The 14,132-nt window shown below is 64.2% G+C and carries 16 protein-coding genes and 1 tRNA gene; 7 read left to right on the top strand and 10 right to left on the bottom strand.

Annotated elements, in window-relative coordinates; translation table 11 throughout:
• The first annotated feature begins 39 nt into the window (after positions 1-39).
• On the top strand, positions 40-1,032 hold the full coding sequence (locus HUI96_RS14095; protein ID WP_188255305.1) for an adenosine kinase: 993 nt from the start codon (positions 40-42) through the stop codon (positions 1,030-1,032).
• A 15-nt stretch (positions 1,033-1,047) separates the two neighbouring features.
• Here HUI96_RS14095 and HUI96_RS14090 read toward each other — a convergent pair whose 3' ends face one another.
• Positions 1,048-1,866 carry a tetratricopeptide repeat protein gene (locus tag HUI96_RS14090; RefSeq protein WP_188255555.1) on the bottom strand — a complete coding sequence of 273 codons (819 nt, stop codon included), beginning with the start codon at positions 1,864-1,866 and terminating at the stop codon, positions 1,048-1,050.
• A gap of 108 nt (positions 1,867-1,974) precedes the next feature.
• Between HUI96_RS14090 and HUI96_RS14085 the strand changes: the two genes are divergently transcribed.
• Both HUI96_RS14085 and HUI96_RS14080 read left to right on the top strand, forming a co-directional pair.
• The gene (locus HUI96_RS14085) at positions 1,975-3,345 is read left to right on the top strand and encodes a leucyl aminopeptidase family protein (RefSeq protein WP_188255304.1); all 1,371 of its coding nucleotides are present in this window, start codon (positions 1,975-1,977) and stop codon (positions 3,343-3,345) included.
• Positions 3,346-3,403: 58 nt separating this feature from the next.
• On the top strand, positions 3,404-4,273 hold the full coding sequence (locus HUI96_RS14080; protein WP_188255303.1) for an NlpC/P60 family protein: 870 nt from the start codon (positions 3,404-3,406) through the stop codon (positions 4,271-4,273).
• 30 nt (positions 4,274-4,303) lie between these two features.
• Here the strand turns inward: HUI96_RS14080 and HUI96_RS14075 are convergent, their stop codons facing one another.
• Positions 4,304-4,789 carry a hypothetical protein gene (locus HUI96_RS14075; RefSeq protein WP_188255302.1) on the bottom strand — a complete coding sequence of 162 codons (486 nt, stop codon included), beginning with the start codon at positions 4,787-4,789 and terminating at the stop codon, positions 4,304-4,306.
• Positions 4,790-4,809: 20 nt separating this feature from the next.
• Positions 4,810-4,906: transfer RNA gene (locus tag HUI96_RS14070), tRNA-Sec, on the bottom strand.
• 244 nt (positions 4,907-5,150) lie between these two features.
• Between HUI96_RS14070 and HUI96_RS14065 the strand changes: the two genes are divergently transcribed.
• The 3 genes from HUI96_RS14065 to HUI96_RS29085 are packed head-to-tail and all read left to right on the top strand — an operon-like array spanning position 5,151 to position 7,698.
• Complete coding sequence (locus HUI96_RS14065; RefSeq protein WP_188255301.1) at positions 5,151-6,581, top strand: cytochrome ubiquinol oxidase subunit I; 1,431 nt, start codon at positions 5,151-5,153, stop codon at positions 6,579-6,581.
• Positions 6,578-7,582 (top strand): cytochrome d ubiquinol oxidase subunit II, encoded by a 1,005-nt coding sequence (gene cydB, locus HUI96_RS14060; RefSeq protein WP_188255300.1) that lies wholly within the window; start codon positions 6,578-6,580, stop codon positions 7,580-7,582. The genes HUI96_RS14065 and cydB overlap by 4 nt, the downstream gene beginning before the upstream one ends.
• Positions 7,579-7,698: a DUF2474 domain-containing protein gene (locus HUI96_RS29085; protein ID WP_210320170.1), complete on the top strand. Its 120-nt coding sequence runs from the start codon at positions 7,579-7,581 to the stop codon at positions 7,696-7,698. The genes cydB and HUI96_RS29085 overlap by 4 nt, the downstream gene beginning before the upstream one ends.
• 39 nt (positions 7,699-7,737) lie before the next feature.
• On the opposite strand, the gene HUI96_RS14055 is transcribed toward HUI96_RS29085, so the two are convergent.
• Positions 7,738-9,210, bottom strand: coding sequence for a phospholipase D family protein (locus tag HUI96_RS14055; protein WP_337918353.1), 1,473 nt, complete (start codon positions 9,208-9,210; stop codon positions 7,738-7,740).
• 122 nt (positions 9,211-9,332) lie between these two features.
• A complete protein-coding gene (locus HUI96_RS14050) occupies positions 9,333-9,833 on the bottom strand; it encodes an MmcB family DNA repair protein (protein WP_188255299.1) in 501 nt (166 codons plus the stop codon).
• A 264-nt stretch (positions 9,834-10,097) separates the two neighbouring features.
• Between HUI96_RS14050 and HUI96_RS14045 the strand changes: the two genes are divergently transcribed.
• Positions 10,098-10,733 carry a L,D-transpeptidase gene (locus tag HUI96_RS14045; protein ID WP_188255298.1) on the top strand — a complete coding sequence of 212 codons (636 nt, stop codon included), beginning with the start codon at positions 10,098-10,100 and terminating at the stop codon, positions 10,731-10,733.
• A 103-nt stretch (positions 10,734-10,836) separates the two neighbouring features.
• On the opposite strand, the gene HUI96_RS14040 is transcribed toward HUI96_RS14045, so the two are convergent.
• The 5 genes from HUI96_RS14040 to HUI96_RS14020 all read right to left on the bottom strand — a co-directional run bounded on the left by HUI96_RS14040 (position 10,837) and on the right by HUI96_RS14020 (position 14,100).
• The gene (locus HUI96_RS14040; RefSeq protein ID WP_188255297.1) at positions 10,837-11,415 is read right to left on the bottom strand and encodes a NifU family protein; all 579 of its coding nucleotides are present in this window, start codon (positions 11,413-11,415) and stop codon (positions 10,837-10,839) included.
• A gap of 117 nt (positions 11,416-11,532) precedes the next feature.
• Positions 11,533-12,024 carry a universal stress protein gene (locus HUI96_RS14035; protein ID WP_188255296.1) on the bottom strand — a complete coding sequence of 164 codons (492 nt, stop codon included), beginning with the start codon at positions 12,022-12,024 and terminating at the stop codon, positions 11,533-11,535.
• A gap of 84 nt (positions 12,025-12,108) precedes the next feature.
• Positions 12,109-13,176, bottom strand: coding sequence for a tryptophan--tRNA ligase (trpS, locus tag HUI96_RS14030; protein WP_188255295.1), 1,068 nt, complete (start codon positions 13,174-13,176; stop codon positions 12,109-12,111).
• A gap of 155 nt (positions 13,177-13,331) precedes the next feature.
• Positions 13,332-13,664, bottom strand: a complete 333-nt coding sequence (locus HUI96_RS14025; RefSeq protein WP_188255294.1) for an ArsR/SmtB family transcription factor — start codon at positions 13,662-13,664, stop codon at positions 13,332-13,334.
• Entirely contained in the window at positions 13,651-14,100 is a 450-nt protein-coding gene (locus HUI96_RS14020) for an SRPBCC family protein (RefSeq protein WP_188255293.1), read from the bottom strand. Before HUI96_RS14020 ends, HUI96_RS14025 begins: the two co-directional genes overlap by 14 nt.
• Between the last annotated feature and the right edge of the window lie 32 nt (positions 14,101-14,132).

Below are 14,132 nucleotides of genomic sequence, written 5' to 3'. Positions count from 1 at the left end.
TGCAACAAGGCGAGTGTTTTGCCCGGCGGAGTTTCCTTAATGAGCCAATATGACGTGCTGTGCATCGGCAACGCGATCGTCGACATCATCGCGCAGGCCGATGAGGCATTCCTGCTCGAGCATGGCATCATCAAGGCGGCGATGAACCTGATCGACGCCGACCGGGCCAACCTGCTCTACGACCGCATGGGCCCCGCGATCGAGACTTCAGGCGGCAGCGCCGGCAACACGGCGGCCGGAATCGCCAGCTTGGGCGGACGCGCCGCCTTCTTCGGCAAGGTCGCCGAGGACACGCTCGGCAATATCTACTACCACGACATCCGCGCCCAGGGCGTTGCATTCGACACGAAGCCGCTGGTGGGTTCGCCGCCGACCGCGAGGTCGATGATCTTCGTCACGCCCGATGGCGAGCGCTCGATGAACACCTATCTGGGGGCCTGCGTGGAACTCGGACCGGAGGACGTCGAGCCTGAAAAGGCGAAGGGATCGCTCGTCACCTATTTCGAGGGGTATTTGTGGGACCCGCCCCGCGCCAAGGACGCGATCAGGCTAACGGCCGAACTCGCGCACGCGGCAGGGCGAGAGGTCTCGATGACCCTGTCCGACTCCTTCTGCGTCGACCGCTACCGCGACGAATTCCTCGACCTGATGCGGTCGGGCGCGGTGGACATCGTTTTTGCCAACACCCACGAGATCAAGTCGCTCTATCAGACCAGTTCCTTCGAGGCCGCGGTCGATGCGATCCGCAAGGACTGCAAGCTCGCCGCGGTCACCCGCTCGGAGAAGGGATCGCTGATCGTGTGCGGTAACGAGACGATCGAGATCGATGCGATCCCGGTCGAAGAGATCGTCGACACGACCGGCGCTGGCGACCTCTACGCCGCCGGCTTCCTGTACGGGTATACCAATGGCCGGAGCCTGAAGGAGTGCGGCGACCTGGGCTCGCTCGCAGCCGGACTGGTCATCCAGCAGATCGGTCCGCGCCCCCGGCAGAACCTCCGGCTCGAGGCGGAGAAGGCGGGGCTGCTTTAGGGCCGATGAGGCCAGTCAGTTCGTCGCCGACTTCTTCTTGTCCTCGGCCTTGATCTGGCTCCATGCATTCTGCTGTGCCAGCATGCTGCGCAGATAGGCCACGTTGGCTTTCGCCTGGTCTGGCGAAAGCTCCTGGCTGGCGATCTTCTCGGCTTCGTCGAAGCGGCCCTGCAGGCCGATGACCAGGGCGTAGTTCTGGCGCACGCGGCTGTCTGCGCCGGGCGCGTTCATGGCATCGCGCATATAGGTCTCGGCGGTCTTGAGATCGCCTTCCAGAACGTAGGACATGCCGAGGTTCGACAGCACGGAAGGCTCGTTCGGCTTGAGGTCGAGCGCCTTGCGGTAGAGTTCGCGGGCCTCTGCCTTCTTGCCGATCTGGTCGAGAATGGCGCCTTCGGCGGAAAGCAGTTTCCAGTCCGGGTATTCCGGCGTCTGCGCGCGGCGGATCGCGTCTAGCGCCGGCTCGAGCTGGCCGGCGGCCGCGAGCGATTTGCCGTAGGCCGCAAGCACCGGGCGATCCTTCGGGTGGTCGATGACGAGCTTGCGCATCACGGCAAGCGACTGGTCGGTCTCTCCCTGCATCTGCAGCACGGTGGCGTAGCGCAGCGCGACGTCGCGGTTCTTGGTATCCTTGGTATAGGCCTTGCCGAGCGAGGAGGCGGCACCCGCAAGTTCGCTGTTCGAGAGCTGCTCGATGGGCTTGCCAGCGCCTCGAGAGATGGAGCCGGTGGTTTCGCGCGAGGTGCCACACCCGGCGAGGCCCACTGCGAGGGAAAGCGCGACAAACGTGCTCGCCAGACCGATTCGCCTCTTGCGTGCCTTGTTCGTCACCATCATCAAAGCAGTGCCTCCTTTTTTGCGGCCGCCCCAGGCTGCTTATGGAGGCGAGAAATATTCTGTTAACCCTAACGGATCGTAAACGCTTTCCGGGAAAGCATCCCCATGCCAGTCGAATTGCTCGAACATCGGCCGGAGGCCTCGCTGCCGGTCCACCTCATTTCCTCGGGCGGCCTCGACGACGCCGGACTCCCCGACCAGATGCGAAACTGGGCCGAGGCCAACGGCTTCACCGGCAAGCCAGCAAGCGTGCTGGCCGTCCCAGGCGCGGATGGAGCGCTCGCCGGCGCCCTGCTCGGCATCGGTGACGGTGGCCAAGCCGCGCTCTCTGCGGGCGCCTTGGCAAGGTCGCTGCCTGAGGGAGACTGGCACTTCGCCACGCCGCCGACCAACCCGGAGCTCGCATCGCTCGCGCTCGTACTCGGCGGCTATGTGTTCACCCGATACGGCAAGAAGCCCGGCAGGACGATCCGCTTCAGCCTTCCGGAAGGAGCAGATGGACGAGCGGTCAGAAGGATTTCGGAGGGCGTTTTCCTGACCCGCGACCTGATCAACACACCGACCAACGACATGGGGCCGGACGCGCTGGAGCATGCCGCTCGCGAGCTTGCCGGAAGGCACGGCGCGAACGTGTCGGTCACCAAGGGCGACGCGCTGCTCTCCGAGAATTTCCCGATGATCCACGCGGTCGGTCGCGCATCCGCCGAGGCGCCGAGATTGATCGACCTCACCTGGGGCAGCGAGTCGGTGCCGAAAGTCACCCTGGTGGGAAAGGGTGTCTGCTTCGACACCGGCGGCCTCGACATCAAGACCGCGAGCGGCATGCTCCTGATGAAGAAGGATATGGGCGGCGCGGCGAATGTGCTCGGCCTCGCCTCGATGATCATGTCGGCCGGGCTGAATGTCCGCCTGCGCGTGCTGATCCCGGCGGTCGAGAACGCCATCGCCGGAAACGCCTTCAGGCCCGGCGACGTGCTGGCGAGCCGCAAGGGCATCTCGGTCGAGATCGGCAACACCGACGCGGAGGGGCGGCTGATCCTCGCCGACGCACTTGCGCTGGCCGACGAGGAGGAGCCGGAGCTTCTGGTCGACATGGCCACGCTGACCGGCGCCGCCCGCGTGGCGCTCGGCCCCGACCTCCCGCCGTTCTACACCGACGACGACGCGTTCGCTTCCGAGATCGCCCAGGCGGCCGCAGAGGTCGAGGATCCGCTCTGGCGCATGCCGCTCTGGAAGCCTTACGCGTCCAAGCTGTCGTCCAAGATCGCGGACCTAAACAACGTCACCCCCGACGGCTTCGCCGGCTCGATCACGGCGGCGCTGTTCCTGCAGCGTTTCGTCGAGAAGGCGAAGAGCTGGACCCATTTCGATATTTTCGGATGGAATCCGTCCGATCGCCCGCATGGCCTCACCGGCGGGGAGGCCCAGGCGATCCGCGCCCTGGAGCAGGTGATCGGGCAGCGGTACGGGAGCTAGGCGGCTCTATGGCGCTCGATTGCGCGATGCTATCTATTGCCGAAATGGAGACTTCGCCTTGACGCTTCGCGACCCGCGCCTTCATGCCTATCGCCCTGACCTGGCCGACCTGCGTCTGAAGGGGCTAGTCGAGGCGGAGCGCTTCGTCGAGGGACGCCCCGCAACGGTATCCGCCCCGGTCGCCGACATGCGCGCCGCGTCACGGCCGGATTCCGGGATCAACACCCAGCTTCTGCGCGGCGATACCGTCACCGTGTTCGACACGTCGGAAGGCTACGCCTGGGTGCAGGCCGATTTCGACGGCTATGTCGGCTATCTCGCCGAAGGGGACCTGTCCCCGACTGGGTCTCAGCCCACGCACCGGGTGATCGTGCCGCGGACCTTCCTCTACCCTGGTCCCGACCTGCGGTTCCCCCGCATAGAGGCGCTGACGATAGGCAGCGAACTCGGCGTGCTTGCAACGGCGGAGACGCGCGGAACCCGCTACGCCCAACTCGACTCTGGCGGATGGGTGGTGGAATCCCACCTCGGCGCGAAGGATTCGTTTGCGTCCGACTACGTCGCGATTGCCGAGACGCTTCTCAACACGCCCTATCTGTGGGGCGGGACTTCGGCGTTCGGCATCGACTGCTCCGGCCTCGTGCAGCTCTCGCAGCGCCTCGCCGGCCGCAGCGCGCCGCGCGATTCCGACATGCAGGCCAACGGCCTCGGTTCGCCGCTGGAGCCGGGCCCGGATTACCGGAATCTGTCGAGAGGCGACCTCGTGTTCTGGAAAGGCCACGTCGCGATCATGACCGATCCCGAAACCATAATCCACGCGACAGGCAGCACGATGATGGTGACGCGCGAGCCGCTGAAGGAGGCTATAGAACGCATTCGACGGTTCTATGGCGACCCGACAGGGTTCAGGCGCCCCGAACTTGCCTGACCCACCAAAGGCAATGCTAGCGCTAGCGGCCTAGGTCTCCACGAGTGGCAGCTCGATCACCTCCCGTTCGATAAGGTGGAGGAAGCGCACTTTCCGGGTTTCGAGGTACCACGCCTCGAAGGATGACAGGGCGGCGCGAATCTCCTCGGACTTCGCCTCACCTGGAGGCTCCCGAGCGTCTCCGCGCTCCTCCTCTCGCCGACCTGCCTTCCACACCGCCATCACTATGGGGGAAAATCGCTCCGCCACCTCCCTTTGCGGTGGCGTATCCCCACTCCAGCCCACTTCGCGCAGGAAAGCCGCGCAGCCGAGCTCGCCCGCCTGATCCTCGTCCTCGCAGGCGGCGACTGCCCTGCCGATGGCGCGCAGCAGGTTCAATCGCCGAAAGGCGAAGGCCCGTTCGGTCTTGAGTTCCTCGGCGCGAACCGCCGCGTCACGGCGGAACTCTTCTTCAGCGATGCTGGCGGCCCGCGCCGTCCGCTCAAGCTCGACGAGGTAAGTCGCGAATGCCGTCATCGCGCTCCCCGAAAAATTGCTGGCGGAAGAGAGTGGGAGTCGAACCCACCAAGGACGTTCTCACGGCCCCATTCCCGGATTTGATGTCCGGGCGCCCATCGGCAGCACGTCTCTTCCGAGTTCATCGACTGATCCAAGCATAGGCTCTGCCTCCGGACTGCGAAAGGGATCGAGCCGGTGGGCGCAGATCCCCTCGCCTGATCGTGACCCCTTGTCGGTCGAGGGATCCAGGATCAGGATGACCTCGGCAGCCCTGGAGAGCCCGCAACGGACCGCGCCATTTCATCGGCTGATAGAGGATTGTACCGGCAACCAGCTGCTCTAGATTGGATTGGAGAGTGTGCGGCAAGGGACGATCGCGATGTTCGATGGCTTCGACCCGGTGTTTCTGGCGCGCCTGCAGTTCGCCTTCACGGTCTCCTTCCACTTCATCTTTCCGGCCTTCACGATTGGGCTCGCGAGCTACCTGGCGGTCCTGGAAGGCCTTTGGCTGTGGACCGGACGGTCGGTCTATATCGACCTCTTCCGCTACTGGCTGAAGATCTTCGCGCTCACCTTCGCCATGGGCGTGGTCTCCGGCATCGTGCTTACCTATCAGTTCGGCACTAACTGGTCTGTCTTCTCCGACAGGACGGGCGCCGTAATCGGGCCGCTGCTGGCCTATGAGGTCCTGACGGCCTTCTTTCTCGAGGCCGGCTTCCTCGGCGTGATGCTGTTCGGCATGAAGCGGGTCGGCAAGGGCCTGCATTTCTTCGCTACGTTAGCGGTGGCCGTGGGCACCCTGTTCTCCGCCTTCTGGATTCTGGCCGCCAATTCCTGGATGCAGACGCCGGCAGGCCATCTCACAAATGAGGTCGGCCAGTTCGTTCCCGGCGACTGGTGGGAGGTCATCTTCAATCCCTCCTTCCCCTACCGGCTCGTCCACACCGTGCTCGGAGCCTATTTGACCACGGCGCTGGTGGTCGGGGCGGTCGGCGCTTGGCACCTCTTGCGCGACCGCACGAACCAGGGCTCGCGCGTGATGTTCGCTATGGCGATGGGCATGATCGTGGTGACCGCCCCCATTCAGATCCTCGCCGGAGACTTCCACGGGCTGAACACGCTCGAGCACCAGCCGGTTAAGATCATGGGGATGGAAGGGCACTTCCAGAGCCATCCCGAGGGTGCGCCGCTCTACCTCTTCGGCCTTCCGGACCAGGAGGCGGCAACGGTGCACTACCCAATCGCCGTACCGAGACTGGGCTCCCTGATCCTGCGCCATAGCCTCAATGCGCCAATGGACGGGCTGGAAACCGTCTCCCGCGACGAATGGCCTCCCGTCCCCGTTATCTTCTGGTCCTTCCGAATCATGGTCGGCCTTGGGCTGCTCATGTTCGCGCTCGGCCTTTGGTCGCTCATCGCCTATCTGCGCGGACAATTGTTCGACACGCAGGCACTGCACTGGTTCGCGACGCTGATGGGACCGGCCGGATTTGTGGCGGTGATCGCTGGCTGGGTGACGACGGAGGTCGGCCGGCAACCCTATACCGTTTATGGGCTGCTGCGGACGGCCGAGTCGGCCTCGCCCCTCGCAGCCCCGGCCGTCGGCTCTTCGCTGATCGCCTTCATCGTCGTCTACTTCGCCGTCTTTTCCGTGGGCACCTGGTACATCTTGCGCCTGATGTCGCATGCGCCCGCCCCGGCCGAGCCAGCTCTCGAGCAGGGCGCTGCGCCGATCCGCACCGCAGGCATCACGCCGGCCCCGGCAGTCGATCCTTCGCGCACGCTGGGCGAGCAGACGGAGGGAGCATGACCGCGTTTGACCTTCCAACGACCTGGGCCTTCATTCTCGCCTTCGTCATCTTCGCCTATGTGGTGCTCGACGGCTTCGACCTTGGTATCGGCATTCTCTTCCCGACGCTGCAGTCCGGGCAGGATCGCGACCAGGCCATGAATTCCGTCGCCCCGATCTGGGACGGCAACGAAACCTGGCTCGTTCTCGGCGGCGGCGGCCTGCTGGCTGCCTTTCCGGTCGCCTATGCGGTTGTTATGCCGGCGCTCTACGCACCGATCATTGCGATGCTGCTGGCGCTGGTCTTCCGTGGAGTCGCATTCGAGACGCGCTGGCGTGACCCGGGCCATCAGAGGTTCTGGGATGTATGCTTCGCCGGCGGTTCGATCGTGGCGGCATTTGCGCAGGGCGTGGCTCTGGGGGCCATGCTGCAGGGCATCACGGTCGAGGCGCGTGCCTATGCGGGCGGATGGTGGGACTGGCTGTCGCCCTTCAGCCTGCTCACGGGGGTCAGCCTCGTTATCGGCTATGCGCTGCTCGGCGCGACCTGGCTGATCATGAAGACGGAGGGCGTCGTCCAGGAGCACGCCTACAGCCGCGCGTTCTTGGCGGCCATCGCCACGCTGGTGTGCCTGGGCCTGGTGAGCGCGGCGACGCCCTTCCTCGAGAACGCCTACTACGAACACTGGTTCGCCTGGCCGAGGATACTCTACACCTCGCAGGTGCCGCTGCTCATCGCCATCCTCTTCGCGGCCCTCTTCGTCAGCCTGCGGCGGCGCTACGAGGTGCTGCCCTTCCTGCTCTCGCTCGGCGTGTTCGCCGTCAGCATGATCGGGCTGGGGATCAGCGTCTTCCCGGACATCGTGCCCGGCGCCTTCACCATCCATGAAGCCGCCGCGCCGCATTCCAGCCTGGTCTTCATGCTGGTCGGCGTGGTGATCCTGGTGCCGATCATCCTTGCCTACACCGGCTATGCCTACTGGATCTTCAGGGGCAAGGTCGGCCAAGAGGGCTATCATTGAGCAATGGGCCGGACCTGCCGCTCTGGCGACGTCTCCTCTGGTTCGCCGCACTCTGGGCGGCCGGCGTTGCTACGGTAGCGGCCGTGGGCTTCGCGATCCGCTGGTGGCTTTCGTAAGCCGACATCAACCAGAGCCTGAGGGGGCTCTGGCTTTACCTACAGTTGCGACTGGATCGGCAGTAGACCGATGACAGCAGCCAGAAGCCGGCGCAGGATCCCCGCTTCCGGGTCGCGGTAGAAGCGCCGCGGCTGGCCGTCGACCTCTCCTCCCCAAACGAGGCGGTCCCGATCGAGGCCCAGCCGGTACGCCGATTGCGGAGATGTCTCCTCTTCGAACAGGTCGTACATCTCGGAAATGAGCTCCGACTGCTTGAACAGGATACCCATCTCCGTATTGAGCGCCGCCGAGCGCGGATCGAAGTTGAAGGACCCGACGAAGCCGGCCTGACCGTCCACCATGAAAGCCTTAGTGTGCAGGCTGGCGCCGCTCGAGCCGAAGGGCGAGATGACCGGCCGGCGGTCGAACGGCTGCAACTCGAACAACCGCACGTCCCCCTTGACCAGCGGCTTGCGATACCAGGCGTAGGCGCCATGCACGGCCGCTACGTCGGTGGCGGCAAGCGAGTTGGTCAAGACGGAGACTTCAACTCCTTTTGCAACCTGTTCCGTAAGCCGCGACGTACCTTGGTCGCCTGGGATGAAGTAGGGCGAGATGATCTGCATCGAGGACCTGGCTCCCTCGAGCACCGGCATCAGCATGCCCATCATCCAGTTCTCGCGTTTCTTTCCGAGCGCCTTCTCCGGCGGGTCTGAGATTATCTTGGCCACGTCGGTCCAATGCAACTGGCCAAGTGCGCCCGTCAGCTGCGCGAGCGAGACCCGTTCGCGGATGCGATCGATGTAAGGCTTCGCCACTTCGCTCTCGACCAGGAGCGTCAGCCTCGTCTTCAGGTCGTCGAGATCGGTCACTGGCCGCTTCGCCAAGGCTCTGATCGGCAGGACCTCCTCGCTGTTCCAGAACACGTCGAAGATCGACTCCGTGCTCTGCACGCCCGGGCCGACCAGCAGCAGGTCCCAGTCATGGAAGTTCGAGGTGCGCGCGGCACCGAAATACTCGTCGCCGATGTTACGGCCGCCGACGATTGCGATCCTGCCGTCGGCGATCCAGGCCTTGTTGTGCATGCGCCGTGTCGCCGAGAAGGCGCGCCAGATCAGTTCCAGGGTGCGCCGGATGGCGCTCTCGCGCGCCCGCGCGGGATTGAAGAGCCGCACCTCGATGTTGTGATGGCTGTCGATCGCGAGATAGGTGTCGTCATCCCCCAATATGTTGAGGTCGTCGAGCAGCATTCGCACCCGCACGCCGCGGTCGGCGGCCGCGATCACCTCATGCGCCAGCAGCCGGCCGGTCAGATCGTTTTTCCAGATGTAGTACATGAGATCGAGGCTGCGGCCGGCATTCCGCGCCGAGAGGGCGCGGGCAGCAAAGGCGTCCAGATTGTCGGACAGGAGTTGCAACCCGTGCCGGCCTTCGTTGCCGCGCATGAGCCGCGACACCGATTGGTCGAGCACGGTCTGGTCGCCGGCAGGCATCGCGACCGAAGGCTTGCCCTTGGCCTTGGATTTGAACAAACCGTAGGAGTATGCGGATCGCAGAGCGGGTGGTCCCAACAGGCCGAAATGGTCAGGCCATTTCGCATGAACATTTCATGGCTGGCAATGTTCCCCTGCGGACCGCATGACCGGATCGCCCGTCAGTCGCTTTCGCCGTCCAGCGCCGAAACTGGAACTCCCGCCAGTTCGGCGGCAAGGAGTCTGGCCGCACCCGCCCGGGCCAGGCGCAGCATGAGTGCCTTCCGGGTGGCCGCCGCCAGCCTGTGCTCCGGCGCCTCGCGCAGGATTTCCGCGCCGTATCCATCGGAAAGGATGAACCCGCAGTCCTCCGGGAAGATCGACGCCGGCACGTCAGGATGCGTGGCGAAGAAGAAGCGGTCCGAATGCAGCCGGTATTCCGGCCATTTCCGGTCAACGCGAAAATCCTCGACGGAGGACTTGATCTCGATGATCCAGATGTCGCCTTGCCTGGTCAGCACCACCAGGTCGGCGCGGCGCCCGGTCGCGAGCGCTATCTCGGGAAGGACGTGGGCGCCCATCTGCGAAAGCAGCCGCTGCACCCCACGGCGGACGTACAGCGCACGTTCGGACTGCCGGCCGTCAGCTAGCGGGTTGTTCTGGAGCGGTGAGACGAGGGGCATGCCCCTCATAGTACAAAACCGGAACGGCAGCGCAAGCGTCTCGGAGGCACAGGGATGCAGCGCCGCCAAATATGCAATCGATGCTAGAATCAGCTCTTGCCCGCGTACGCAATCGTTGCCCAATTGCAATAGCAATGTACCCTATGCAACCTGATGGCTGCCAAGCGGGGACTCGATGCTTGGCAGTCAGGCCCAAAGCTTTTTAGTGAACCGCACGGAAACGACGCGATTCGGGCGGGTCGCGATTGGAGAGGTGGGACATCGATGCAGCTCAAGACTCTTACTCTGCTCGCAAGCCTAATGGCTGCGACGACGCTTTCCGGCTGTATGTCGATCGGTCCGTTGTCAATCGGCCCATTCTCGACCTACACGGGGGATTACAACTCTCGGGTCGATGCGGGCTACACCGTTCCGGCCATTCCGATTTCGAAGGTGCCGCGCCAGTTCCATCGCCAGATCGTCCGCTATGAGACGAGCGAGAAGCCAGGCACCATCATCGTCGAGACGGGACCGAAATTCCTCTATTTCGTCCTGCCGGAAGGCCAGGCCGTCCGCTACGGCATCGGCGTCGGCCGCGAAGGCTTCGAATGGAACGGCACGGCCCGTGTGGCCGCCAAGCGCGAGTGGCCGGTGTGGACGCCGCCCGCCGAGATGATCCGGCGCCAGCCGCAGTTGGCCAAGTACGCAGGTGGCATGCCTCCGGGACCGCAGAACGCCCTGGGCGCGCGGGCGCTCTACCTGCACAACAAGGGCGGCGACACGGGATACCGGCTGCATGGCACGCCGGAATGGTGGTCGATCGGCAAGGCGATGTCGTCCGGCTGCGTCCGGCTGCTCAACCAGGATATCATGGATCTCTATGAACGCGCCGGGGTTGGCGCCAAGGTGATCGTCAGATAGCGCGAAGGCGGACCGTCCAGGCAACAACGGGGTCCAAATGAAAGCCGGGCCGGCAGATCGCTCTGCCGGCCCGGTTTTTCATTCGAAGCTACGTCGGAAACCTTCAGGCGACCTGCTCGACCTGTTGGACCTCCGGCACGAAGTGGCGAAGCAGGTTCTGGATACCGTGCTTCAGCGTCGCGGTGGAGGACGGGCAGCCGGCGCAGGCGCCCTTCATGTTCAGGAACACCGTGCCGTTGTCGTAGCCGCGGAAGGTGATGTCGCCGCCATCCTGGGCGACCGCGGGCCGCACCCTGGTCTCGAGGAGCTCCTTGATGGTCAGCACGATTTCCTCGTCAGCCTTGTCGTAGAACTCTTCCGTGCCCTCGACCGCGTCGCGCCCCGCCTGGGCAGCCCGGCTCATAACGGGTGCGCCCGACATGAATTGCTCCATGATAGCGCCGAGGATCGCCGGCTTGAGATGCTGCCAGTCTTGATCGTCGCTCTTGGTGACGGTGACGAAGTCGTAGCCGAAGAAGACGCCTTTGATGCCCGGGACGTCGAAGAGCCGGCCGGCAAGCGGCGAAGCTTGGCGCGCCTCGTCCGGGTCTCGGAAATCGGCCGTGCCATCCGCCAGGACCTCGCGGCCAGGCAGGAATTTCAGCGTGGCAGGATTGGGGGTTGCCTCGGTCTGGATGAACATGGGCGCGCCTCTCTGCGCGTTCTTCGCGCATTTGTTTGGAATAGTTCTAATTAGGGCTTTTCCAGCCTCCGTTCAAGCGCGCGAGGGAGGTTGCGGCAATGTGGGCTGAAGTGGGTTCTAGGTGAGACTTGTAATCTCCTCATCGGAGAGGTTCTGTGGCACCACAGTCACCGGGATGGGGAAAGCGGCGCTCTTGCCTGCGATGGACGCGACGAGCGGGCCTGGACCTTCCTTCGAGGCGCCGGCCGCCAGCACAAGGATGGCGATGTCCTGGTCTTCCTCGATCAGTTGATGGATCTGCTCGGTCGGCTTACCCTCGCGAACGACTAACTCCGGCTCTATCCCGAGCGTGTTGCGCACCTTCGTGGCCTGCGCGTCGAGCATCGCCTGTGCGGTCGCCATCGCCTCCTCGCGCATGATCTTCTCGACCCCCAGCCAGTGCTGGAAATCTCCGGGCTCGATCACATAGAGCAGGACCACGCTGCCGCTGGTGGTTTTCGCGCGCATGGCTGCATAGGCCACCGCGCGCTCGCACTCAGGCGTTTCGTCGACGATCGCCAGGAATTTCCGGCGATGCCCAGCCTCGCGGCTGAGACGTTTTGAGACCATGCGCTACTCCCTCGCGAAGCTCTGGTCGTGGTACACTCTGCCACTTGGGTAAGGCCCCGGCAAGTAATCCGCCGGGGCTCGACCCTAGCCGTGCAGCAATCCGACGATGTCACGCACGCATTTCATCGTGCCCTCGGCAAGCGCGCTCGCTCGCTCGCCGCCATCCCTCAGCACGCTGTCGACATAGGCCTGGTCGGACGAAATGCGGCGCATCTCCGAAGCGATCGGCGCCAGCCTTGCGACCGCGAGATCGGCGAGAGCCGGCTTGAAATCGGAGAACTGACGGCCGCCGAAGTCCGCAAGCACCTTCTCCTTGGTGGTCCCGGAGAGCGCCGCATAGATAACCACGAGATTCTCCGCCTCCGGCCGCCCCTTCAGTCCGTCTGGCTCGGAGGGCAGCGCGTCCGGATCGGTCTTGGCCTTGCGGATCTTCTTGGAGATCGTGTCCGCGTCGTCGGTCAGGTTGATACGCGACAGGTCGGAGGGGTCCGACTTGGACATCTTCTTCAGGCCATCGCGAAGGCTCATCACCCGCGGTGCCGGGCCCTCGATCAGCGGCTCGGTCATGGGGAAGAAGCCGTTCACCTTCTCCTCTCCGACCATCATCTCCACGCCTACCCCAAGCTCGGCGATCCGGCCCGAATAGTCGTTATTGAATTTCTGAGCGACATCGCGGGTCAGTTCGAGATGCTGCTTCTGGTCGTCGCCGACCGGCACGTGCGTCGCGCGATAAAGGAGGATGTCTGCGGCCATGAGGGTCGGGTAGGCGAAGAGGCCCACGGAGGCGTTCTCGCGATCCTTGCCGGCCTTTTCCTTGAACTGCGTCATGCGGTTCAGCCAGCCCATGCGAGCAATGCAGTTGAAGATCCAGGCGAGTTCGGCGTGCTGGATCACCCGGCTCTGGTTGAAGACGATGTGCTTCTTCGGGTCGATGCCGGCGGCGAGAAACGCGGCGGTGACCTCACGGGTCGCCCGGATCAGTTCGCTCGGCTCCTGCCAGACGGTGATCGCGTGCATGTCGACCACGCAATAGATGCAGTTATGGCTCTCCTGCAGCATGACGAAGCGGCGGATGGCGCCGAGATAATTGCCGAGATGCAGGTTGCCGGTGGGCTGGACGCCCGAGAAGACGAGCGGCTGGAAGGAAGACATTTTGGATTCCCCGTGGCTTGTGGAGGGCCGTTTCGCGCGCGGCGAAAGTCGGATGCGCGCTTATGGAGGAACGATCGGGCAGTTTCAAGTGGCGGGAGCGGGCGCCCGCTGGATCGCGCGAACTCCCCGCGCGTGTTTCACGGGAAACAAACTACTTATTCCTCAAGGAAGCTCTGCAGGCGCGACAGCGATTCGTCCCATTGGGTCGAGACCCTGTCCAAGTATGATCGGGCCTCGGAAACCGGCTCAGGTCGGAAGGAGAACAGGCTCTCCCGGCCGACGCGGATGTTGGAGACCAAGCCGACCTTCGCGAGCACGTCGAGATGTTTGGTGACGGCCTGCCGGGTCAAATGCCGGTCGCCCGTCAGCTCGGAAATCGAGCGTGGCCGTCCATCACTAAGCTTCATCAAGAGTGAAAGCCGGGTCGGATCGGCCAGCGCGGCGAAGATCGGTGCTGGGCCAGAATCGATAGGCTCAGCCTTGGACATAGGCTCGGATGTTTCCTAGCTGCTCCTGCCAGCCCTGCTCATTGCCGCGGAGCGCTTCCATGCGGCGATCCTCCCGCAAGGCGGCAAAGCCGGATTCAGTGACGGTCAGCCGCGTGCCTGACGCCGTGGGTTCTAGCCGAAACTCGACCAGGGTCATGGGTTCGCCGGAATGATCCTCCGCGGTCAGATCGCCCGGATGCGGCCAGGTGAACGCGAATAGGTGTGGCGGCTCCAGGCGCGTCACATGGCAGTACCAGCGATAGTGTTCGAAGCCAGGATAGGTCATCTGCCCGGTCGTGACATGCCCGAGCACGAACGGCCCGTCCAGTCTCACCCGAAACCAGGCGCCGAATTCAGTATGTTCGGTGAGGGCGCGCCAAACACGCTCGATGGGCGCCGTGAGCTCGATCGTCCTCTCGATCCGGTCATTCGACATTTGCGCAACCTCCCGGTTGCTTATTTCTGGCA

Origin of the sequence: Pseudaminobacter soli (ex Zhang et al. 2022) (assembly GCF_014595955.1) — a bacterium.
GTDB classification, from domain to species: Bacteria; Pseudomonadota; Alphaproteobacteria; order Rhizobiales; family Rhizobiaceae; genus Kumtagia; species Kumtagia pseudosoli.
Note: the sequence above shows the minus strand (reverse complement) of the source record. Positions and strands in the feature narration are given on the sequence as shown.